This window comes from Streptomyces sp. NPDC111507 (assembly GCF_055638955.1).
Genome location: NZ_JBVKBU010000010.1, coordinates 59,652 through 80,647, shown reverse-complemented (window position 1 = coordinate 80,647; position 20,996 = coordinate 59,652). Strand labels below are relative to the sequence as shown.

The 20,996-nt window shown below is 70.4% G+C and carries 20 protein-coding genes and 2 pseudogenes; 8 read left to right on the top strand and 14 right to left on the bottom strand.

Annotated elements, in window-relative coordinates:
• Positions 1–105: 105 nt before the first annotated feature.
• From ACZ7M2_RS33415 to ACZ7M2_RS33405, 3 genes are all read right to left on the bottom strand, one after another.
• A complete protein-coding gene (locus ACZ7M2_RS33415) occupies positions 106–1,578 on the bottom strand; it encodes a dihydrolipoyl dehydrogenase family protein (RefSeq protein ID WP_471598472.1) in 1,473 nt (490 codons plus the stop codon).
• A 372-nt stretch (positions 1,579–1,950) separates the two neighbouring features.
• Positions 1,951–2,319: a hypothetical protein gene (locus tag ACZ7M2_RS33410; protein ID WP_471598471.1), complete on the bottom strand. Its 369-nt coding sequence runs from the start codon at positions 2,317–2,319 to the stop codon at positions 1,951–1,953.
• Between the two features lie 95 nt (positions 2,320–2,414).
• Positions 2,415–4,154, bottom strand: coding sequence for a hypothetical protein (locus tag ACZ7M2_RS33405; RefSeq protein ID WP_471598470.1), 1,740 nt, complete (start codon positions 4,152–4,154; stop codon positions 2,415–2,417).
• A gap of 199 nt (positions 4,155–4,353) precedes the next feature.
• Between ACZ7M2_RS33405 and ACZ7M2_RS33400 the strand changes: the two genes are divergently transcribed.
• The gene (locus ACZ7M2_RS33400) at positions 4,354–5,760 is read left to right on the top strand and encodes a VCBS repeat-containing protein (RefSeq protein ID WP_471598469.1); all 1,407 of its coding nucleotides are present in this window, start codon (positions 4,354–4,356) and stop codon (positions 5,758–5,760) included.
• Positions 5,761–5,850: 90 nt separating this feature from the next.
• Here the strand turns inward: ACZ7M2_RS33400 and ACZ7M2_RS33395 are convergent, their stop codons facing one another.
• The gene (locus ACZ7M2_RS33395) at positions 5,851–6,315 is read right to left on the bottom strand and encodes a DUF5709 domain-containing protein (RefSeq protein WP_471598468.1); all 465 of its coding nucleotides are present in this window, start codon (positions 6,313–6,315) and stop codon (positions 5,851–5,853) included.
• A 328-nt stretch (positions 6,316–6,643) separates the two neighbouring features.
• Here ACZ7M2_RS33395 and ACZ7M2_RS33390 point away from each other — a divergent pair.
• Together ACZ7M2_RS33390 and ACZ7M2_RS33385 are read left to right on the top strand one after the other, a co-directional pair.
• Positions 6,644–7,564 (top strand): annotated as a pseudogene (locus tag ACZ7M2_RS33390) (ADP-ribosylglycohydrolase family protein); the annotation flags it as partial.
• Between the two features lie 641 nt (positions 7,565–8,205).
• Positions 8,206–9,102, top strand: a complete 897-nt coding sequence (locus ACZ7M2_RS33385; RefSeq protein WP_471598467.1) for a polysaccharide deacetylase family protein — start codon at positions 8,206–8,208, stop codon at positions 9,100–9,102.
• 96 nt (positions 9,103–9,198) lie between these two features.
• Here ACZ7M2_RS33385 and ACZ7M2_RS33380 read toward each other — a convergent pair whose 3' ends face one another.
• Genes ACZ7M2_RS33380 through ACZ7M2_RS33370 form a run of 3 tightly spaced genes read right to left on the bottom strand, consistent with a single transcriptional unit; the run spans position 9,199 to position 11,294 of the window.
• Positions 9,199–10,173 (bottom strand): MBL fold metallo-hydrolase, encoded by a 975-nt coding sequence (locus ACZ7M2_RS33380; protein ID WP_471598466.1) that lies wholly within the window; start codon positions 10,171–10,173, stop codon positions 9,199–9,201.
• Positions 10,170–10,625 (bottom strand): PaaI family thioesterase, encoded by a 456-nt coding sequence (locus ACZ7M2_RS33375; RefSeq protein WP_471598465.1) that lies wholly within the window; start codon positions 10,623–10,625, stop codon positions 10,170–10,172. Before ACZ7M2_RS33375 ends, ACZ7M2_RS33380 begins: the two co-directional genes overlap by 4 nt.
• 51 nt (positions 10,626–10,676) lie before the next feature.
• A complete protein-coding gene (locus ACZ7M2_RS33370) occupies positions 10,677–11,294 on the bottom strand; it encodes a LysE family translocator (protein WP_471598464.1) in 618 nt (205 codons plus the stop codon).
• Positions 11,295–11,406: 112 nt separating this feature from the next.
• On the opposite strand from ACZ7M2_RS33370, the gene ACZ7M2_RS33365 reads away from it, so the two are divergent.
• A complete protein-coding gene (locus ACZ7M2_RS33365; RefSeq protein ID WP_054233896.1) occupies positions 11,407–11,859 on the top strand; it encodes an Lrp/AsnC family transcriptional regulator in 453 nt (150 codons plus the stop codon).
• A gap of 19 nt (positions 11,860–11,878) precedes the next feature.
• Here the strand turns inward: ACZ7M2_RS33365 and ACZ7M2_RS33360 are convergent, their stop codons facing one another.
• Positions 11,879–12,193, bottom strand: coding sequence for an alpha/beta hydrolase (locus ACZ7M2_RS33360; protein WP_471598463.1), 315 nt, complete (start codon positions 12,191–12,193; stop codon positions 11,879–11,881).
• A 30-nt stretch (positions 12,194–12,223) separates the two neighbouring features.
• Positions 12,224–12,946 carry a TetR/AcrR family transcriptional regulator gene (locus ACZ7M2_RS33355; protein WP_471598462.1) on the bottom strand — a complete coding sequence of 241 codons (723 nt, stop codon included), beginning with the start codon at positions 12,944–12,946 and terminating at the stop codon, positions 12,224–12,226.
• A 50-nt stretch (positions 12,947–12,996) separates the two neighbouring features.
• Between ACZ7M2_RS33355 and ACZ7M2_RS33350 the strand changes: the two genes are divergently transcribed.
• Complete coding sequence (locus ACZ7M2_RS33350) at positions 12,997–14,607, top strand: FAD-dependent monooxygenase (protein ID WP_471598461.1); 1,611 nt, start codon at positions 12,997–12,999, stop codon at positions 14,605–14,607.
• A gap of 21 nt (positions 14,608–14,628) precedes the next feature.
• Here the strand turns inward: ACZ7M2_RS33350 and ACZ7M2_RS33345 are convergent, their stop codons facing one another.
• The gene (locus ACZ7M2_RS33345) at positions 14,629–15,342 is read right to left on the bottom strand and encodes a TetR/AcrR family transcriptional regulator (RefSeq protein WP_471598460.1); all 714 of its coding nucleotides are present in this window, start codon (positions 15,340–15,342) and stop codon (positions 14,629–14,631) included.
• Positions 15,343–15,454: 112 nt separating this feature from the next.
• Between ACZ7M2_RS33345 and ACZ7M2_RS33340 the strand changes: the two genes are divergently transcribed.
• Positions 15,455–16,591 (top strand): FAD-dependent oxidoreductase, encoded by a 1,137-nt coding sequence (locus ACZ7M2_RS33340; protein ID WP_471598459.1) that lies wholly within the window; start codon positions 15,455–15,457, stop codon positions 16,589–16,591.
• Positions 16,592–16,826: 235 nt separating this feature from the next.
• Here ACZ7M2_RS33340 and ACZ7M2_RS33335 read toward each other — a convergent pair whose 3' ends face one another.
• Positions 16,827–17,075, bottom strand: a complete 249-nt coding sequence (locus tag ACZ7M2_RS33335; protein ID WP_471598656.1) for a hypothetical protein — start codon at positions 17,073–17,075, stop codon at positions 16,827–16,829.
• Between ACZ7M2_RS33335 and ACZ7M2_RS33330 the strand changes: the two genes are divergently transcribed.
• A complete protein-coding gene (locus ACZ7M2_RS33330) occupies positions 16,998–17,666 on the top strand; it encodes a maleylpyruvate isomerase N-terminal domain-containing protein (protein WP_471598458.1) in 669 nt (222 codons plus the stop codon). The genes ACZ7M2_RS33335 and ACZ7M2_RS33330 overlap by 78 nt on opposite strands.
• A 33-nt stretch (positions 17,667–17,699) precedes the next feature.
• Here ACZ7M2_RS33330 and ACZ7M2_RS33325 read toward each other — a convergent pair whose 3' ends face one another.
• A complete protein-coding gene (locus tag ACZ7M2_RS33325) occupies positions 17,700–18,977 on the bottom strand; it encodes a pirin family protein (RefSeq protein WP_471598457.1) in 1,278 nt (425 codons plus the stop codon).
• A 77-nt stretch (positions 18,978–19,054) separates the two neighbouring features.
• On the opposite strand from ACZ7M2_RS33325, the gene ACZ7M2_RS33320 reads away from it, so the two are divergent.
• Positions 19,055–19,537: a carboxymuconolactone decarboxylase family protein gene (locus ACZ7M2_RS33320; RefSeq protein WP_471598456.1), complete on the top strand. Its 483-nt coding sequence runs from the start codon at positions 19,055–19,057 to the stop codon at positions 19,535–19,537.
• A 401-nt stretch (positions 19,538–19,938) separates the two neighbouring features.
• Here ACZ7M2_RS33320 and ACZ7M2_RS33315 read toward each other — a convergent pair.
• Together ACZ7M2_RS33315 and ACZ7M2_RS33310 are read right to left on the bottom strand one after the other, a co-directional pair.
• Positions 19,939–20,064: pseudogene (locus tag ACZ7M2_RS33315) on the bottom strand (transposase); the annotation flags it as partial.
• A 161-nt stretch (positions 20,065–20,225) separates the two neighbouring features.
• Positions 20,226–20,993: an NPP1 family protein gene (locus tag ACZ7M2_RS33310; RefSeq protein ID WP_471598455.1), complete on the bottom strand. Its 768-nt coding sequence runs from the start codon at positions 20,991–20,993 to the stop codon at positions 20,226–20,228.
• Positions 20,994–20,996 lie beyond the last annotated feature (3 nt).

The following is a 20,996-nucleotide window of genomic DNA, read 5'->3' as shown; positions in this document are numbered from 1 at the left end:
TGTTCTGCCTGACCTCTATGCCCGGATGACTTCCTGCTTCGGCGCAGGTGGCTCACACGCTCGTGGTCGTGCGCGCCACCGCCGACAGGCCGTTGGTGGTGCGCGTCAGCTCTCGTAGGCCTTGAGCATGAGCAGCCAGATTTCGCTGATGGTGGGGAAGCAGGCGACGGCGTGCCGCAGTCGCTTGAGGGGGATCTCGCCGGCGACGGCGACGGTTGCGGAGTGCAGGAGTTCACTGACGCCGGGGCCGACGAAGGTCACCCCGAGGAGGACCTCACGGTCGAGGTCGACGACCATGCGGGCTTGGCCCGGGTAGCCGTCGGCGTACAGGACCGCCCCCTTGGCCTGGGCGAAGTCCACGTCGACCACGGAGACGCGGTGGCCGGCTGCGGTGGCCTGTTCGGCGGACAGGCCCACGGCAGCGGCCTCGGGGTCGGAGAAGAAGACCTGCGGCACGGCGTGCTGGTCGGCGGTGGTGGCATGGTCGCCCCAGGGGCCGTTGTCGAGCGGCAGCCCCTTGGCGCGGGCGCCGATCGCGTCGCCCGCCGTCCGTGCCTGGTACTTGCCCTGATGGGTGAGCAGGGCGCGGTGGTTGACGTCGCCGAGGGCGTAGAGCCAGGTGCCCTCCATTCCTCTGACCAGACAGGTCTCGTCGACGTCGAGCCAGGATCCGGGGGCCAGGCCCACGGTCTCCAGGCCAATGTCGTCGGTGCCCGGCGCCCGACCGGTGGCGAACATGACCTCATCGGCCTCCAGCCGGCTCCCGTCGTCGAGGCTCAGGGTGACCGGGCCCGCCGGATCGGGGCGGCTCAGCCCGGTCACCGAGACGCCGATGCGTACGTCCGCGCCCGCCTCGGTGAGCCCCTGGGTGACCACGTCGCCGACGAAGGGCTCCATCCGGGGCAGCAGCGGGCGGCGGGCCAGCAGGCTGACCTGGGCGCCGAGGCCCTGCCACAGGGTGGCCATCTCCACGCCCACCCCTCCACCGCCGACGATGGCGAGCCGGCCCGGCACGTGGCTGGAGTCGGTGCCCTCGCGGTTGGTCCACGGACGGGCTTCCTCGATGCCTGGTACCTCGGGCAGTACAGGGCGGCTGCCGGTGGCGATGGCGACCGCGTGGCGGGCGTCGAGGGTGCGGCGCCCGCCGTCGGAGGCGGTGACGGTCACCCGGCGCGGTCCGTCGATCCGGCCCTGCCCGCGGAACAGATCGGCGCCGATGGACTTGACCCAGCCGGCCTGCCCGGAATCGTCCCAGTCGGTGACGTGGTGATCGCGCCGCGCGAAGGCCCTGGCGGTGTCGAGCCGTCCGGTGACCGCCTGGCGGGCACCGTCGACCCGGCGTGCGTCCGAGATGGCGATGACCGGCCGCAGCAGTGCCTTGCTGGGCACGCAGGCCCAGTACGAGCACTCACCGCCGACCAGTTCACGCTCGACCACGGCGACGGTCAGCCCGGCCGCGCGGGCCCGGTCGGCGACGTTCTGGCCGACTGGGCCCGCCCCGAGCACGATCACGTCATAGGTGTCTTCCGCGGTGTCGCTCACGGCGGCTTCTGGAATGGTTTCGGGTGAAGTGTTCATGATTCCATCGTTCCTCGGGACGCGGTGATCCGCTCGGCTCACGGCCGGCGGGGCGTGGCGGATCGCAAGCTCCCCTGTGGGCGGTGACGGCTCGAGGGAGATCGAGCCGGTGGCGGTCAGGGTTCCTGGGAGCGATGGCGGCCGTGGACGAGCCGCAGTGCCGACTCCGCGGAGGCGGGGCAGGAGGGAGGGGGCGGGTAGAGGTGGAGTTCGGTGTCGGTGTCGAGGAGCAGCGTTTGGCGGGGGTCGGTTCGGAAAGTCGGTAGCCGACGTAGGACGCCAGATCGACCAGGCCGGCGAAGTACGGGACGACAGCGTGCCCCAGCCGCTGGGACGACTCGTGCAGTGCACCGATCCAGCGGTGGGCGACGGTCACGCTTCGTCGACGCTTCCGTACGCGAGGTCGGCGGCGCGCCGCTCCCCGAGGTCCTGGGCACGGGCGGCACCCGTTCCGGCGGCAGCACCTCGGCGACGGTGTCCCACCGTTCGGCCCGTTCGGCGGTGAACGAGCCCTGGGTGAGGGTGAGGTAGCGGGTGCGGTTGACGCCGATGGCCTCCGCCCAGGCGATCTGGATGCCGTCGCCGGGCACGATGCCGATGGTCAGGGGGAAAGTCGGAGAAGACGGTGGTGTCCGCGGCCACGACGAGGTCGGCGAGCAGCGCGTACTCGCTGCGTACGAAGGCCGGGCCGATGACGGCGGTGACGAACGGCATCTCCAGGTCGACCAGGCGCTGCGTCACCCGGCGGTCCCCGGCGCCGGTCAGCTGGGAATCATGGATCTCCGGGACACGCGGGCCTTCGTGGCGGGTGCTGAACCGACCACCGCGCTGTTTCCTCAGCGCGGGGAACGGAATCGAAGAGTCTGGTTCCCGTGGCTGGTCACTGAGCCAATCTCAGTCGGCTGTTCGGAGCAGCAAAGACTCGTAGGGCCCGCGGTGTCGAGTCGGCAGAAGCACGACGCCTCGATGGGGACGTCCGCGAGTGCGGTGGCCAGGGTGAGTTGCTGGGCGATGATGCCGGCTTCCCCCGTCTTGCCGAGCCGCACTAGGCATTCGTGGAAGCCGTGGAGTGCCCAGACGTTTCCCGGATGTTGTGAGGACCTGGGCAGCGTGTCGTCGAGTCCGAGGTCGGCCCGGTAGACGGCCTCGGCCTCCTCGACTCGGCCCTGTTCGAGCAGGAGCGCCCCGTAGGCGTGACGGGTCGGCTGCATCCAGCCCCATGGTTCGTCATAGGGCAGGTGGTCGTCGAGTTCGATGGAGCGCCGCAGGGAGGCGAACGCGAGGTCGTACTCGCCCCTGCGGTACTCGAGTTCGCCGTCGAGCATGGCGGCGGCGATGGCCAGGATGTCCCGGCAGGTGTTGTTGAACAGCGTCCGCGTCTCGGGAACCCGTGCGACCGCGCGGCGGAACAGCTCGCGTTCGGCCTCGGCCTCGGCGGTCGCCCCGGTGGCGGAGTACGCCACTGTGCGCGCGTAGTGCAGCATCGCCGTGGTGACGCAGTACAACAGTGGGTCGGAGGGCATCGGCAGCGCGAGGATCTCCTCCCACCGGCCGAACCGGATCAGTACGTGCACCCGCATGGCGAGGAACCCCTCCAGCCAGTCGGCCATGGGCGGGCTCTCCACACGGAGCAGATCCTCGGGGATGGACGCCTCCAGCTGCGCGACCGTCTCCAGTGCCGTCCTGGACCGGCCGAGGAACATCGCGCCGTAGATCTTGAAGTGATAGTCGTGCGAGCGGTACAGCGTGTAGAAATTCATCGCGCCGGCCCGTCGCAGGTACTTCTCGTCGGCCTTGATCGCGGCACTGTTGGCCGACACGACCCGCCGGTAGTCGCCGCACAGCACGTCGAGGTGGGAGGGCATGTGCTGCAGGTGCCCCGCGTCCGGTACCAGTCCCGGCAGCCGGTCGGCGACAGTGAGGGCCTCCTCCGGCGTCGGCGACATCTCCATCAGATGGATGTACATGTGCAGGATGCCCGGGTGACCGGCGCCCGTCTCGGTCAGCAACGCGCGGTCGAGGACGGCCTTCGCCTCCAGCGTGCGCGCACCGGGGGCGGGCTCGCCGGTGCGCGGGTTCCACAGCTGCCACGGGGTGAGGTTCATCAGCGCGTCCGCGTAGAGCGTGGCGACATCAGGGTCGTCGGGCGCGAGTTCGTACACGGCACGCATGGCCTCGGCGTACGGCTCGTTCCAGACGGAGCAGTCCTCGACGGCGCGCGAGGCGGGATAGCGCTCGCGCAGTGCCTCGATGAGCGCGCGCTCGGTCGGTGTGGCCGTGCCGCACAGCGCGTGCGCCCGTTCGACGGCGGTGTGCGTCCGTTCCACCGTGTGCCGCAGATCGACGTCGTCGAAGAACTCCCAGGGCTTGTTGTAGTTGGGGCCCAGCGCGTATGCGACACCCCAGTACGCCATGGCGCAGTCGGGATCCGCGGCGGCCGCCGATTCGAAGCAGGTGACCGCCTCTTCGTGGTTGAACGCGTAGCTCCACACCAGACCGCGGTCGAACCAGCACTGTGCTTCCGGCGCACGGGTCGACACGGGCCGGGTCAAAGTCCCGAGGTCGAAGTAGTCCATGAGGATCTCCTGACAGTCCTCTCGAGTCTATTTCCGCTGGAGATCGTGGAGATGGAACGGCCCGGGATACGCGCGGACTGTTCGGGATGAATCCCAGGTGAAGGGGCGGCGTACAACCGTTGGCGCCCCGTGCGGGTCTTGGTGGTTGCCGTGCGCGTGAGAAGTGCGGCCCACTGCCCTCCATTCCTAGGGGTTTGCCATGTCCTCCCGAAGATTCCACGTGTCCGCCGTCGCTGTCGCCGCCGCCGTCATGACCGTGACGGGGACGGCGACAGCGGTGTCCTACGCCGAGGACGCCCCCGCGGGCGCCCTCGCCGCCGATGCCGCGGCGTCCGTGCGTGCCGACTTCGACGGTGACGGATACACCGACGTCGCGATCGCCGCCCCTGGCGGCACTGTCAACGGCAAGGCGGGCGCCGGATACGTCGCTGTCGTCTACGGCATGGCCGAGGGCCCGAACGGTGTCAAGCGCCAGGTGATCAGCCAGGACCGTTACGGGATACCCGGCACGGCGGAGGCGGGTGACCACTTCGGCGGCCCGCTCACGGCCGCCGACCTGGACGGCGACGGTTTCACCGACCTGGTGGTCGGAGCCCCGGGCGAGGACATCGGCAGTGCGCGTGACGTCGGGCTGCAGACCGTCGTGTGGGGAGGGGTGGGCGGGCTCGCTACCGCCACCACGGTCGGCCACGGCCGGGCGGAGACCCGGGCCGGTGACTTCGACGGCGATGGACACCTGGACCTGGCGACGGCCTATCAGATGCGGTACGGGCCCTTCAGCCGAAGCGGTTCAGCGGCCCGCACCGGCCCCCTCGTCGACCTCGACGTCCGTGTCTACGCCATGGAAGCGGGCGATGTGGACGGCGACGGCACCACCGACCTGGTGGTCAGCAGCGGTCCGTGGGACTCGGACGACGGAGGGGCGATCGCGCCGCCCCGTCTGCGACTGCTGAAGGGGACTGAGAACGGTCTGGTGGCAGGGCCGTTCATCGCCTACCCCGACACCGTGTCCGCGGACAGCATCGCCCTCGGTGACATCGACGCCGACGGCCGGACGGACGTCGTCTTCGGCCGCAGCACGGCGGCAGGGGGCGGTCTCGTGGGCGTGGTGCGCGGCACGGCGAACGGGTTCGCGGCGCGCGCCACGCTGATCGGCCAGAACACCTCCGGAGTTCCCGGGGCGGGGGAGAGCGGCGACCGCTTCGGCACCGACGTCTCCGTCGGCGACGTCACCGGCGACGGTTACGCCGACGTCGTCACCGGTGTCCCCGGTGAGGACCTCGCCGGCCGGACCGACGCCGGCACCTTCGCCGTTCTCAGGGGCGGTCCGACGGGTCTTTCCGGCACCAGGGTCCAGGTCTTCAGCCAGAACACGGCCGGGGTGCCCGGTACGGCTGAGAAGGGCGACCGATTCGGCAGCCGCACCGCCGTCGTCGGCGGGCACGTCGCCGTCTCGGCACCCGAGGAGAACAGCGGCTCGGGAGCCGTGTGGGTCTTCCCCGGCACCGCCTCCGGTGTCACCGCGACCAGGTCGGTGAGCTTCGGACCGCGCACCCTGGCCGCGCCCGTGTCCGGCGCGCACTTCGGTGCCGCCTTCCACCGCTGACGGCCGCTTCGCGGCGTACCGACGTCCGCGCGCCTGTCTCTGTCGGTGGAGACACATCAGGCGGGCCAGGAGGTCGACGGACCGGGCAGGTTAGAAGGACTCGGAGTCGGGGATCACGTGCATCGCGGCCTCCTCGGCCGATGCGCCCGCCCCGTCGACGCCGACGTCGTAAGCAATCAGGTCCTTTTCGGTGTCCTCGTGAGCGCCCTCGTCCGGCGCGATGAGGCGGCCCGCCCGCAGGTCCCCCACCTCGTCGTCGATGACTTCCCCGTCGCCGTCCCAAAGGTCCCCGATACCGTCGCCGTCCTGGTCGGCGATATCGGGGACCTCCTCGGCAAGCCGCTCGTCCAAGCTCTCCCCTCGTTGCCGCTCCGCCGCCGTGACACCGGTGTGCTCCACGCCCCAGGGCTTCTCCGGGGGCGAGTAGCCCTCGTCGAGAGCCTCGTCGACACCGCGGTCGTCGAGGGTGTCCGAGACGTCCAGCAGTCCGGCGTCGTCCTGTACCTCCGACCCGTCCGGCTGGTAGACGTCATCACCCATCGCCTCGTAGGCCATGCGCGCTCCATTGTTGGGTGCTCCCTGCCAGGGATCTGACGGGAACACGGTTGTCCGGACCGGAGGAACTCTCCTGGGCGGAGTGGGAAACCCAGCCTAGGACCAGAGATCGAGGCACGTCTGACTCTCCGCGCACCGGGTCTGTTCCCCCAACGCACCATGCCCAGAAGTCCCATCCGCCACTCCCGGCTGCTCGCCGACCGGGTGCCCGGCCGGCAGGACAGCCTGGACGCCTCACATGGGATGACTCAGCACCAGGCCCGCGAAGCAGCCAACGCCCGGCAATTGCCGTGGCGCTGCGGCAGGTCGGCTTGGCAGGATGGGAGAGATGCCCGCTGAAATCCCCTTCCTCGATCCTTCCGCCTGCCCTTCCTTCGATCACCGCTCCGCCGCCCGCGACGCCCTGCGCGGCTTGACGGTGGGTGACGCCTTCGGCGCCCAGTTCTTCGTACCGGACAATCTCCCCCGCCTGCGGGAGCGGCGATTGCCTCCCGCGGAATGGCCGTGGACGGACGACACGGAGATGGCCTGCTCGGTCTTCGACGTGCTGCGCCGACGCGGCAGCGTGGACCAGCATGAACTGGCGCACGGCTTCGCCCACAGGCACGACTTCGACCGAGGCTACGGTCCGGCGATGAACCGGCTGCTGCGCCTGGTACGCGAGGGCGGCAGGTGGCAGGAACTGGCCGCGGAACTGTTCGACGGCCAGGGGTCGTGGGGCAATGGGGCCGCGATGCGGGTGGCGCCTTTGGGCGCCTGGTTCGCCGTGGATCTGGCCGAGGCAGCCGCGCAGGCCGGGCGGTCGGCGCGGGTGACGCACACCCATCCGGAGGCGGTGGCCGGGGCGGTCGCCGTGGCGGTGGGAGCCGCGTGCGCTGCCCGCGGGCGCGTTCGGCCGGTGTCCGGAGCCCAGTTGCTGGCGGCGGTGGAGGAGCTGACACCGGAGGGACGGGTCCGTTCGGGGGTGGCCGAGGCGCGGGAGTTGCTGGGCCAGCCGCATGCCGAGTACGCGGCGCACCGGTTGGGCAACGGCCGGCGGGTGAGCGCGGCGGACACGGTGCCCTTCGCCCTGTGGTGCGCGGCCCGGCACCTGGAGGACTTCGCGGAGGCGTTGTGGGCGTGCGCGTCGGTGGGCGGGGACGTCGACACCACCTGCGCGATCGTCGGCGGAATCGTCGCCGCTCGGGTGGGCACGGCGGGGATACCTGCCGCGTGGCGGGCTGCGTCGGAGGCGCTACCGGAGTGGGTGCGCGAGGGCGAACCGGGCGAGGACCTCAACCGCGCCGGGCTGGGTCGCGACGTGACGCCGCTGCGCCGTCCCGAGGCGGTTCCTGTGCCGGAGCTGGTGTGGACTCCGGGGCAGTGGCAGCGTGTCCGGCACGGTGTGCGGGCGCTGAGCATGGACGAGAAGTGGGACGCGTACCTGGAGGGCGACCAGCTGACGCTGCATCGCAGTGGGACCGGTCGTGCCATCTTCCGGGTGACCGTGGCCGAGGGCCCGGCCGGCCGGCGGCCGGTCGCCGCGCTGGTCGAGTCGGACCCGGAGCTGTACCGCCGCGGCGGCGACGAGACGGAGAGCGCCTTCCTCGAACTCTTCCTGCGTGCCTGGTACATGGACGATTCCCGGCCCGACCTGTGGAATCGCTACCAGGAGTTGCGCCGCGCCGAGACGAACGCGGCGGCGGCCAAGGCCGAGAGGACCACCTGAGAGTTTGGCCGGCGCAGTCCCGCCGCCGCGTGAGTACGCCGGGTCCCGTGGTCGGCGCGGCAAATGATCCACAAGGGATTGTTGGCGAACCCTTGCCGCCCTCTTACTGATCATGCCCCTTCCGCCGCGTACGGTTCCCGTAGCGGGGTGTCCCGTCGAGGATCTTCGAACAAGGGGAACGGATGACACCCAGTCGCCGGGCGTTGCTGGCGGCCATGGCGGGAGGCGTGCTCGCCGGCTGCGCGGGCCCCCAGAGCACGGTCGACCGCAGCGCTTCCGCCACCGGTTCCCCCTCCACAACCGCGGCGATCGCAAGCGGCACAAGCACCCCGGGCGCCAGCCCGTCGGCCACCGCGCCCACCGCGTCCCGCGCCGTCACCCGCGCGGACATCGTGGCCCGCTACGGGCACGCGGTGCCGCATACCTGGGGCTTCGACGCACCCGCCGTGGTCCACGCGCTGCCGACCGCCCGACGCGTGATCGCGCTGACCTTCGACGCCTGCGGCGGCCCGGGCGGCAGCGGCTACGACCGTGCGTTGATCGACTTCCTGCGTCGACGGGAGATACCGGCGACCTTGTTCATCAACTCCCGCTGGATCGACGCCAACCCCGCCGTCTTCCGTCGGCTGGCCGCCGAGCCGCTGTTCGAGATCGCCAACCACGGCACCCGCCACCGCCCGCTTTCGGTCACCGGCCGCTCCGCCTACGGCATCCCCGGCACCCGCAGTGCCGCCGAGGTGTACGACGAGATCTCCGGCAACCAAACCAAGCTCACCCGACTGCTGGGCACGCCGCCACGCTTCTTCCGCTCCGGCACCGCCTACTGCGACGACGTCGCGGCACGGATCGTCACCGCCCTGGGAGAACGCTTCGTCAGCTTCTCGGTCAACGGCGACGGCGGCGCCACCTTCACCCCCGAACAGGTCCGTACGACGGTCGCCGCCGCCCCCGGCGGATCCATCGTCATCTGCCACATGAACCACCCCCAGGGCGGCACTGCCCGAGGCATCACCGCCGCCGTCCCCCAACTGCTGGCCACCGGCCACAGCTTCACCCGCCTTTCCGACGCCCTCCACTGACGGCGCTTCCGGGCTGGGGCGGCGACTGTCGAGAGGCCCGGTTCATACAGCGGTCGACCCGGTCGACCCGGTCGACGTGACGCGGTCGCCCGGGAGTCACCGTGGCTGCGGCGTCGGCCACGCGCGCGGGTAGGGCACGCGCAGCGTCTCCGCCTCGACCGGGGTGTGCTCGGCGGCGGCGTGCAGGCGCCCGTCCCGAAGGGTGACGGCGCCGCTGCGGAGCATGATGGCGATGAGCTCGGCGGCGAGTGCTTCCGGGGTGAGGCCCAGAAGGTGCGCGGCGTCGGTCAGCCAGGCCCGCGCGTGCAGGTACGGCTCGACCTCGTCGGTGGGGATCCCGCCGCGGATCATGAGGGCGAACGCGAAGATCCGCCGGGCTCCGTACCAGATGGCTCCGTCGGGGTCGTCGACGAGACGCCGCGCGCGGCGCAGCGCGGTGACGAGGGCCGCACCGGGGTCGGCGGGGATCGGCCCGTGCGAGGGGAGCAGCACGCGCGGGGCGAGGTCGGCCATCCGCTTCAGGGAGGCGAGAGCGGTGGCGGCCGCGTCGGGCCCGTCGAGGGCCAGGTTCACCCAGCCGACGTCGTAGTCCGACAGCGCGTCCCCGACCACGAGGAGCCGCTCTTCCGGCTGCCACAGCGCGAGGTGTCCGGGCGTGTGTCCGGGGGTGCGGACCACTTCCCAGTCGGCTTCACCGAGGCGGAGGACCTGACCGTCGTCGAGCGCCATGTCGATGGTGTACGGGCTTACGGGCTGGTCGAGGTATTCCGCGGCGCAGCAGCCCGGGTCCCGGCGGGCGACGGCGTCCGCCTCCGGGGCACCGGCCGCGATGCCGGCGCCGCCCGCCTGCAGGAGGGCGTTGCCACCGACGTGGTCGGAGTGCCAGTGGGTGTTTACGACCAGGCCGACGTCTCCGGCGTGGGCGCGGGCCCAGGCGGCCGTGTCCTCGGCGTGGCCGACGAATCCGCTGTCGACCAGGGCCGGTTGGCTTCCGTGGAGCAGAAGCAGGTTGGCGTCGGGAAACGGCCTTTGCTGCCAGGTCACCCAGGACGGCAGCGGCTGCGGGGTCACCCTTCGGGCCTGTTCACGCGGATCAGCGTCTGCTGGCCGTTGGCGACGAGCGACCGCCGGCCGTCCTGGACACCGAACACCTCCAGCTGACACACGGTCAGGGTGCGTCCGGACTTCAGGACCGTTCCGACCGCCTCGATGTGGTCGCCGACGGCGGGCGCCAGGAGATTGATCTTGTACTCGACCGTGAGTACGTCGGTGTTCTCCGGGAAGAGCGTGAATGCCGCGTAGCCGCCCGAGGTGTCCGCGATCGCGCTGGTGGCGCCGGCGTGGAAGTAGCCATGCTGCTGCGTCACTTCGGGCCGGCTCGGGAGGACGATGTGCACACGGCCCGGCGCGATCCGCGTGATCCGTGCACCGAGGAGGCCCATCAGCCCCTGCCGGTCGAAACTCGTCCGGACGCGCGCCTGTATCTCGGGGCTCGCCTGTTCCCGCTGCGCCTGCTCTTCCATGTGCTCTCCTTCGGCGGACATCACGGTGTTGATCGGGGTCGGTCGGGTCCGTCAGCCGGCCAGGCGTTCCACCAACAGGACTCCTCCGATGACGATCATCATGGCACCGGAGGCGCGGGTGACTGCCCGGGCCGCCGAAGGCCGGGTCTTCAGCACGGTGCGGGCCAGCACGCCGACGGCGAGGTAGACGACGGCGCAGGCGGTCATGTGGAGCGTGCCGAGCAGCCCGGTCTGCGCGGCGACCGGCCAGCCCGCCCCGGGGTCGATGAACTGGGGGAACAGCGAGAAGTACAGAAGCAGCGCCTTCGGGTTCAGGCCGCTGATCCCGGCTCCCTTGAGCATGATCTGCCGACGCGAGGAGGGCATGGCCTCCGTGGACGCGCCCGGTACCGCCGGGCGCGACAGGACACCCCAGCCCAGCCACATCAGGTAGGCGGCCCCCGCGACGGTCAGCGTGGTGAGAACGGTGGCCGAGTTCGCCACGATCACCACCAGGCCGGCCACGGCGAGCACCGTGTATCCCACGTATCCGGCTATCAGTCCGGCGACCGCCGGGACGACCGACCGGTCGCGCAGCCCCGCGGTGATCGCGTAGGCCCAGTCCGCGCCCGGCGTGAACACCAGCAGCAGATCCACCGCCAGAAAAGCCGCCACCGTCGTCGTGTCCATCGATCTTTCCCTCTCACGTTCCTTGCCCTGGGAGGGAAGATTAGGCGCATAATGCCCGCAAATGTTTCTGTCTTTGCTCCATGATCGCGTCCAGTGGGGGAGAATCTTTCTCATGGATGCCCTGGACCGGAAGATTCTTACCGAGCTGCAGCTGGATGGCCGTCTGACGGTGACCGAGTTGGCCGCCCGCGTGAAGCTGAGCATCTCGCCCTGCCATCGCCGCCTGCGTGACCTCGAACGCGAGGGCGCGATTCGCGGCTACCGCGCGGTCGTTGACCCGGCCGCCGTCGGTCTCGACTTCGAAGCCCTGGTCTTCGTCACCCTGGGCTGGGAGGACCGTGACACCGTCTCCGCGTTCGAGGAGGCCGTGGCCGCCGTCCCGCATGTGATCCAGGCCCAGCGCCTGTTCGGTGAGCCCGACTACCTTCTGCGGGTCGCCACCGCCGACCTGTCCGCCTTCCAGCAGCTGTACGACCAGCGGCTGGCCACCCTGCCGGGGGTGCAGCGCCTGACCTCCACCCTTGTCATGAAGCACGTCGTCGACGACCGCCCACTGCCCGAGTAGGCCTCCGAGAGCGCGGCCGTCAGGGCGCGGCTGGGGCGGTCGCCAGCCGGTCGAGGATGAAGCGGCCGGCCCGTTCCAGTGCCGCGTCCGTCTCGTCGAGTGAGTCGGTGAACGACTGGAAGGCGTGAGGCACGTCGGCGGTGATGTCGAGGATCACGTCGACACCGACTCCGGCCGCGCGGGTCGCCGGCCGGGTCGAGTCGTCGAGCAGCACCTCGTTCGACCCGGCCTGCAATAGCAGCGGCGGCAGCCCGGTGAGGTCGGCGTGCGCCGCGGGGCTCAGCAGCGGCTGCCGCGGGTCCTGGCCCGCCAGCTGGTGGACGCCCAGACGCACCAGCGACCGGCCCGTTACGGCGATGTCTGGCTAGCGGTGGGCGAGGCCGTCGATCATCAGCGCGAGGGTGAAGTCGAACCGGTCGTGGCCCCCGCCTGCGGTGAGCTCGGCCGCGTAGCGGGTGGTGTGCGGGAAGGCCTCGGCAGGCAGCGCGGTCAGTCGGCGCTGGAGCTCGTCGGTGTCGACGACCCAGTCTGCCTCGTTGTGGACCTTGCGCTGATTCAGGATGGAGATCTCCAGACAGTAGGCGGCTACGTACAACAAGAGGGCGTCGATGGCCCAGGCGGCGGTCTGCGGGGCGACGCCGCCGGCGATCAGGATCGCCAGCATGGCTTCGCTGACGCGCAGGGTCTCGAGGTCGGTGGGGGCGATGGCGAGCGCGGCGCGGGAGATTCCGGGGTATTTCAGGTACTGGTCGCGCATCTGGGTGCACACGCCGCGGATCTGCTCCCGCCAGGCTGCGGGGTCGGGCTCGGGTGGCACGAGCTCGGCGCACAGCCGCGCGATGAGCAGTTCGTCGAGGTCGGCCTTGTTGACCACATGGGCGTAGAGCGAGGCAGGTCCGGTGTCGAGGGCGCCCGCCAGTCGGCGCATGGTCAGTGCCTCGTAGCCCTCTGTGGCGATGACGCCCAGCGCGGTGTCGATGACCTGCTGCACGGTGATCGGGGCCTTGCGGCGCCGCTGCCTGGGGGCGGCTTCGAGCTCGGGATTCGGCAGTTGGTGGCGCGCCGCGCGTCGTTCTCTCGGGTTCACCCGACCACTATAACTTGACACGAACAGCGTTCGTATATAGAACACCGTTCGTGAATATCGATGTGAACCAGGATGTGGACGTAACCGTGGTCGGAGCCGGGCCGGTGGGCCTCGTGCTCGCCGCCGAACTGGCGCTCTCCGGGGCGACGGTGCAGGTGCTCGAGCGACTGGCCGAGCCGTCCGAGGCGATGAAGGCGGGGTCGATCAACGTGCCGACGGCCGAGGCGCTCGACCGCCGAGGCCTGCTGTCTGCCGCCGAAAGCGTGCAGCGAGAGACGCTCGAGCGGGTGGGGTCGTTCGCTCGCATGACCCACAACCAGCGGCCCGGGGGTGGCGGGCGGGCGCACGAGTCGCGGTTCACCGGGCATTTCGCGGGGATGGTCCTCGATGCCGGCCTCGTGGACTGGTCCGATGCCGACCTCGCCGCGCACGCCGCGGTCGACGGGGCGAGGATGGTGCCGCAGCGTGAGCTGGAGAAGCTGCTGGCCGACCATGTCGCGCGACTCGGCGTACCGGTGCGTCGCGGAGTGGAGGTCACCGCACTCGAACACACCGGCGACGGCGTGCTCGTCGGCACCACGGCCGGCATGGTGCGCACCGGGTGGCTGGTCGGGTGCGACGGCGGGCGCAGCACCGTACGCCGCCTCGCGGGCATCGACTTCCCCGGCACCGACCCCGAACTCACCGGACACCTGGCGGTCGTCGACATCGCCGACCCGGAGAAGCTCGCGAATGGATGGGTGTGGTCGACTCGGGGGGCGTACCGCTACGGGCCACAACCCGGGCGGGTGGTCACCGTGGAGTTCGGCGCTCCCGCCGACCTCCATGCTCGGCTTCGCTCGCGCGGGGGGACCCTCATGGCGCCGGTCACGCTTGAGGAGTTGCAGGCCGGCCTGCGCCGGGTCTCGGGCACCGACGTGACGCTGACCGCGCTGCGCGGCGCCGCGACCCGCTGGACGGACAACGCCCGCCAGGCCGCTACCTACCGGTCGGGACGGGTGTTTCTGGCCGGCGACGCCGCGCACGTGCACTCGCCGTTCGGCGGTCAGGGGCTCAATCTGGGGGTCGGCGACGCGATGAACCTCGGTTGGAAGCTCGGTGCCGTGGTTGCCGGGTGGGCACCTGAAGGGCTGCTCGACACCTACGACGCCGAGCGCCGTCCGCTGGGCGCCTGGGTGCTGGACTGGACTCGGGCCCAGATCGGTGTGCTGCGCGGCGACGCCAAGTCGGCGGCGCTCCGGGAGGTTGTTGCCGATCTGCTGGGCACGCGGGACGGTGCGACCTACGCGGTCAAGAAGATCTCCGGCGTCACACAGCGCATCGACCTGCCCGGCGACCATCCGCTGGTCGGTCGCCATGTCCCCGACCTGTGGCTGACGGACGGTTCCCGTCTGTCCGACCACGGTCACGGCGGCGGGTTCCTGCTGCTCGACCGCACTCCGGACGGCTCGCTCGCCCGCCTCGCCGCCGCCTGGGCCGGGCGAGTGAGGAGCGTGACCGACGACCATACGACGCCGACCGGGGTGTTGGTACGCCCGGACGGGGTGGTCGCCTGGGCCTCCGACGCCACCGACATCGCCGCCGTCACCGGCCTCGAAGCCGCCCTGCACGGATGGACCGGCGCGCCGTCCCCCTCACCCGAGCACGCGCCGAGGGGCTGAACCCGGGCTGGACGGGGGGGGTTACGGCGGTGTCGGGTCGGTCGGGTTCTGGTGTGTGGTGATTCCGGTGAGGATGAGGTCGAGACCGGCGAGGAACTCTGTTCGGTCGTCGTGGTCGCGTAGTTGGTCTGCGACGGTGCGGGTGAAGGGGTACTCGTCGGGGTCGAGGTCGGCCCATGCGGTCGCGGTGGTGCTGAGGAACTCGGTCCGGCTGGTGTGCCGGTGGTGTCCGCGGGCGTTGGCCGCGTTCTGTCCGCCGACTCCGAGGATGTAGTTCAGCAGGGCGGAGGCGGCGGTGAACTGGGTGGGGTGGGGCACGCCGAGCGTTTGGATGTGGCGTCCGAGGTGTTCGAAGACGCGCAGCATGGGTGACTGGGACGGGGCGTGGGCGAGTTGTGTGCCGACCCAGGGGTGGGCGTCGATCGCGTCGAACACGCCGAGTGCGAGGGTGCGGATCGCTTCCTGCGGCGTTGCGTCGGCGGTACCGGTGATGTTGGTGGTTTCGGTGGTCATGGTGGTGGCGATGACGGCGTCGGTGGCGGCGTTGAGGAGTTCGTCCTTGCCCGTGACGTGCCAGTAGATCGCGCCGGGTCCGGTAACGAGGCGTTCGGCCAGTGCGCGGAAGGTGAGTGCGCCCTCGCCGGCGGTGTCGAGAAGTTCGATCGCGGCCTCGACGATGCGCCGACGGGAGAGTGGTTCCTCGCGTCGTTCCGGGCGGCGTGTCCTGGTTGCCATGTGCACATCCTGGCACATGCCTGGAACGCCGTTCCAGGCTGCGTTGGAACAATGTTCCAGAGATGGTCTGCCGGGTGCCCGCCCGGGGGGCCGCGACAGGCAAGGAACCACCATGACCACTGACGTCACGATCATCGGCGCCGGGCTCGGAGGACTGACCCTCGCCCGCGTCCTCCACGTCCACGGCATTCCCGCGACGGTCTACGAGGCGGAGATCTCCCCGACCGCCCGCACACAGGGCGGCATGCTCGACATCCACGACTACAACGGGCAGCTCGCCCTCGAAGCGGCCGACCTCCTCGAGGAGTTCCGCGGCCTCATCCACAAGGGCGGTGAGGCGTCGCGGGTCCTCGACCGGGATGGAACCGTGCTCCTCGACGAACCCGACGACGGCACCGGCGGGCGTCCGGAGGTCCACCGCGGCGCCCTACGGCAGATGCTGCTCGACTCGCTGCCGGCCGACACGATCAAGTGGGGGCACAAGGTCACTGCGGTCCGGTCTCTCGGGGGCGGTCGGCACGAAGTGACGTTCGCGGACGGGGCGACCGTGGAGACCGGTCTCCTGGTCGGCGCGGACGGCGCGTGGTCGCGGATCCGGCCGCTGCTGTCCGACGCCACCCCCGAGTACGTCGGCATATCCTTCATCGAGACGTACCTGTTCGACGCCGACACCCGCCACCCGGCCGGCGCACAGGCGGTCGGCGGCGGCGCGCTCTTCGCACTCGCACCCGGGAAGGGAATCCTCGCCCACCGGGAGCCCGGCGGCGTCCTGCACACCTACGTGGCGCTCAACAAGCCGCAGGAGTGGATCGCCGCCATCGACTTCACCCACGCGGGCGCGGCTACGTCCCGGGTCGCCGAGGAGTTCGACGGCTGGGCCCCGGAACTCACCGCGTTGATCACCGACGGCGAGACCGCACCGGTTCCGCGGACCATCAACGCCCTGCCGATCGGGCACCGGTGGGACCGCGTGCCCGGCGTGACCCTGCTCGGCGACGCCGCCCACCTGATGTCACCGTTCGCCGGGGAGGGCGCGAACCTCGCCATGTACGACGGCGCCGAACTCGGCAAGGCCCTCGCCGCGCACCCGGACAACATCGAGACCGCGCTCACCGCGTACGAGGAAGCCCTCTTCCCACGGAGCGCCGCTGCCGCCACCGAGGCTGCCCAGAACCACGAACTGTGCTTCGACGACAACGCCCCACACAGCCTCATCGGCCTCTTCACCTACCACGAGCACGTCGGGTGAACTTCAGCCGCTCCAGCGGTCCTGCGGCAGGCGGGGCCTGCGGGCCGTCACGGTCGAGGAGCGCCGACCGACCCGAGCAGGACGAAGTCCCCACCCAGGGAGGCCACGGAGACATCTTCTCGGGATGCGGCGACCGTCGCTCGAGGGCGTCCCAAGCTGAAACCGATCCGCTCGAAGGCGTCCCAAGCCGAAACCGATCACCCTTGGTCAGGAACGGGTCCGTTCAGCCGGACGATCATCCGATGACGAGCGGGAGTTTCGCGGCCAAGTCGCCCAGTTCGGCCTTCTCCGCGTCCGTCGGGGTGCGCCGTCCGGTGCCGACGAGTAGCGCGTCCTTGTCGGACAACGACGCGGGGAACGTGGCCCGGGCGATCTTCTCCAGCATTTCGCGTGACCGGGCACGGCGGTGGCCGAGCTCCCGGACGAGGATTTCACCCAGTCCTGCGGCCGTATCGGCTGGCTCGTACGAGACCTGGTGTGCCACCTGATCATCGACGCACAGGACGTCCTGATCACCCTTGTGACCCCCGCGGAAACGGCACCCACGCGCGACGCGGTGACGTACTGGGACGTTAGTGGAACCGGAGCAGCCGCGGCTCCTCGTACGTGGCGGCCAGGCGGACGGTCAGTGCGTCGAGCGGGTCGTCACCGGCCGGAGGCGTTGCGGCGTCGACCTGGTCGCGTACCTCCCGGACATGACGGGACCGCCCGCGGACGGTGCGCAATGCTGCCCACGAGAGTGAGAAGAGATCCACACCGGCAAGGTAGTGCGCTGCCGGAATGGCGGACAAGCCCATGTGGGCTACCCGTAAACGGCTCGGTCGTCGGCCCTCGCGGGGCGGCCGCGAGCAGACGGTGGGTGTACGGGTGCTCCGGCGAGGTCAGGACGACACCGTCGCCGACCGTCTGGCGCGGGTCGAGGGAGGCGTACGGGTTCTGGAAGACGAGCTGGATGTGGCCGCGTCGGATACCGGCTGCGCCCCGGTCGTGCCGGCTTCCGCCCCGGCCTCGTGCCGACGCCTGCGCGGCGGTGGCTTGGCCGGGGAGCGGTGGCTCGTCGAAGCGGTGCTGTTGACGTTGTCCGCCGGGGCACCACAGGGGGCGTGGGTCAGCCCAGTTCCGTGTCCAGCCACGCCAGGACCTCGGGGGTCACGGGGTCGGTGATGTCGGCGAACTCGTCGTGCTTCTTCAGGAACTTCGCGACGTAGGGGCACACGGGCACGATCCGCATACCGACGTCGCGCACGTCGTTGAGCGCGTACTCGACCAACCGCGCGGCCAGGCCCTGCCCGGCGAAGGCGTCGTCGATTTCCGTGTGGAAGAAGACGCGCTGTTCACCGCGGTCGCGGTAGGCGGTGAGGCCGGCGCGCTTGCCGTCGACCAGGATTTCGTAGCGATGCCTGGCGTCGTTCCGCTCGACGGTCGGAGCGGCGGGAGACTCGGTCATGAGGTGCCTTTCGGATGCGGGTCGGCGACGCGGCGGGTTGCCGCGCGGCGAGATGGTGGCATGCGGAAGAACGGGAGCGGGAAGTCGGTCCCCCGGATATCCCTCGACGGCGCCGAAGCGATCGGAGGCGTTCGCCCAGTCCTCCCGGGCGCGGACGATGTCCTCGTGGCTACGGCCGATGAAGTTCCACCACATGACGATCTCCTCCTCGAACGGGGTTCCGCCGAGCAGTACGGTGCGAGCCGGGTCGTCCGACTCGTTCACCAACGTCAGAGCTGTGCTTCCGGCCTGGGCATAGCCCAGCTCCGCCGGACGCAGCAAGGTGCCGGCCATGCGGACGTCTCCGTGGTCGACGAGCAGCCCGTGCTCGAAGCCGGGGTCCACGGCGAACGTGATGGTCGCGCGCGGGTCGAGGACGACCTCGGCGCCGAGCAGGGGTGTGAAGGTGCGCACCGGGGACTCCTGACCGGCGAGGGAACCCAGGAAGACCCTGATCTCGGCCCCGTCGATCCGCAGGGGCTCGGGGACGTAGTGCTGGAAATCCCGCTCGGTGTGCCGGTGTTCCTCGGGCAGCGCCACCCACAGCTGGACGCCGTGCAGGACCGTGGTACCTGGGGTGGACACCTCCGAGTGGCTGATGCCGTGCCCGCCCGTCATGAGGTTCAGCTCGCCGGGCCGTACGTACGCGTGGCTGCCGAGGCTGTCGCGGTGCTCGATCTCCCCGCTGAACAGCCAGCTCACCGTCTGCAGTCCGGTGTGCGGATGCGGGGCGACGTCCATGCCACCCGTCTCGGCGATGTCGTCGGGACCGTAGTGGTCGGCGAAGCACCATGCTCCGATCAGGGTCCGCGCGCGCTGCGGCAGCGTGCGCCGCACGGTCATCGCGCGCGGTCCGCCCAGGGGTACGTCACGTGGGGAGAGGACTTCGACATCGCTCACCGGGGACCGCCTTCCGTCACCATGATAGTTTCAGATTCAACAATGATACTCGCAGCATAGTAGGACGGAGTCCGGGGTTGAGCATCCAGGCGACAGGAACCGCGACGCAGCGGATCTTCATCGACAAGCAGAGCCCGAAGGCCTACCACGCACTGGTCCAGACGTCGGAAGCGGTGCGCGCGACTGCCGCCGACGCCGGGCTCGACCGGACCGTGGTGGAGCTGATCAACCTCCGCGTGTCGCAGATCAACGGCTGCGCCTACTGCCTCAACGTGCACACCCGGGCCGCCCTGCGTGCGGGCGAGACGGTGCAGCGGCTCGGAGTGCTGGCCGCCTGGCGGGACACCGAGCTGTTCACTCCCGCGGAACGCGCGGCTCTCGCGCTGGCGGAGGCGACGACCGAGCCGACCGACGCCGACGCGCAGGAAACCGCCTGGGCGGGAGCCCGTGACGTCCTCACCGACGACCAGATCTCCGCGGTGATCTGGGTGGCGATCACCATCAACGCGTTCAACCGGGTCTCGATCATGAGCAAGCACCCGGTGCGTACGGAGCGCTGATCCCACGGGGGAGTCGGAGGCCGCCGCTCCGATGGCAACCAGGCGGCGTCGCTGTCGCCTTCTGTGTGGGCTCCGGGGCGGCGTCACCGGTCAGTCCGTCAGGTTGCCGTGCAGCAGCGGGTCGATGAGTTCCGCCGCGAGATCGGGCCGGCGCTCGGTGTCGACGATGAGGCTGAAGCCGCCGAGCGTCATCAGTACGTCGTGGGCGCCTACTTGCGCGCGGGTGACCCCTGCCCCGCACCGGCGGCGAGGAGGTGGTCGATGGTCTCGGCGACGCCGGCGCGGGTCCGCAGCCGCTCGCCGTCGTCGGTCAGAACCACACGGAGTACGTCGACCATGCCGTGCTTGGCGGCCATGAATTCCGTCCCTCTTCTTCGGAGGGAACTCCCGCCTGAGCCGGGGTCCTCGCCGTTGAACTCGATCAGGTCGGCCTCGAAGTCCTCGCAGACCTTCCGCATGATCTCTTCGCGGCGCGTCGGCATCTCGTCGTCGACGACGGGTCGCCGGTACCTGGTGACAAGCACCAAATGCGCAGAAGCGCGTCCGGGTGAGCGTGGCCGAGCCCGGCAGGTTCCTCCACGCCTCCAGCGCCCAGGAGTGACGCCGAGACGCGTCGAAGCGCCGTGGTTCCGAGGGCGTGGAGGGCCCCCGCAGGCGAGAGCCTGCGAGGGCCCCTTCGTTCGCTTCGTCAGGCGTTGGGGTCGAACGGGATGCCAGACGGCCTCGATTGGGTGAGGGCGTACTGGAAGTCGCCGTCATCGATCTTGATCGTGGCGGATCCGAAGTCGGCGCTCATGAGCTTGTCGCGGTAACCGGCCGGGTAGCCGTTCCAACCGACGAGGCGCGGGTAGAACCAGCCGCCCGTGGCGTTCTCCGGAGGCTCGTCATTGGTGTTGGCGAAGCGGAAGTCGTGGGTCGAGATGCCGTCCTTGTGATAGACGATCTTCGGGTGGGTGCCGTCGAAGCGGATGGCAGAGGCGGCTGCCACCTGGTAGCTGGAGTGCTGGGACACCGAGACGTACTGCACCTGGTTGTTGTTGATCCACACCACGACGTGTTCCCAGTCGTGCCTGTGGCCGATCGCAGCGGGCCCCAGGGTGGCCTGGTCCTTCTCGAAGTAGCTGGCGTACATCACGGCGCACCAGTCGTTGTTGCACTTCTCGCGCGAGTAGGTGTTGGAATTGGCGAGTTGGGCGTAGTCGTGGCAGTGACCGTTGACGTCGCCGCCGAGCGCCAGGCCGGGATTGAGGGTGCCGTCGGCTCCGATGGCGGCCGTGGCGTAGCAGCCGTCGCCGTCGTAGTCGTAGGCGGGGGAGAAGGTCTGCTCCAGGCCGTCGGCGTTCTGGGGCAGCAGGGTCAGGACGTTTGCGTGGGCACTCGCCGGGACCGCCACGACGAGCGTCATCGCGCCGAATGTGCCGAGGAGGACCTTGGTGAGGGATCTCAACTTGCGCATGGT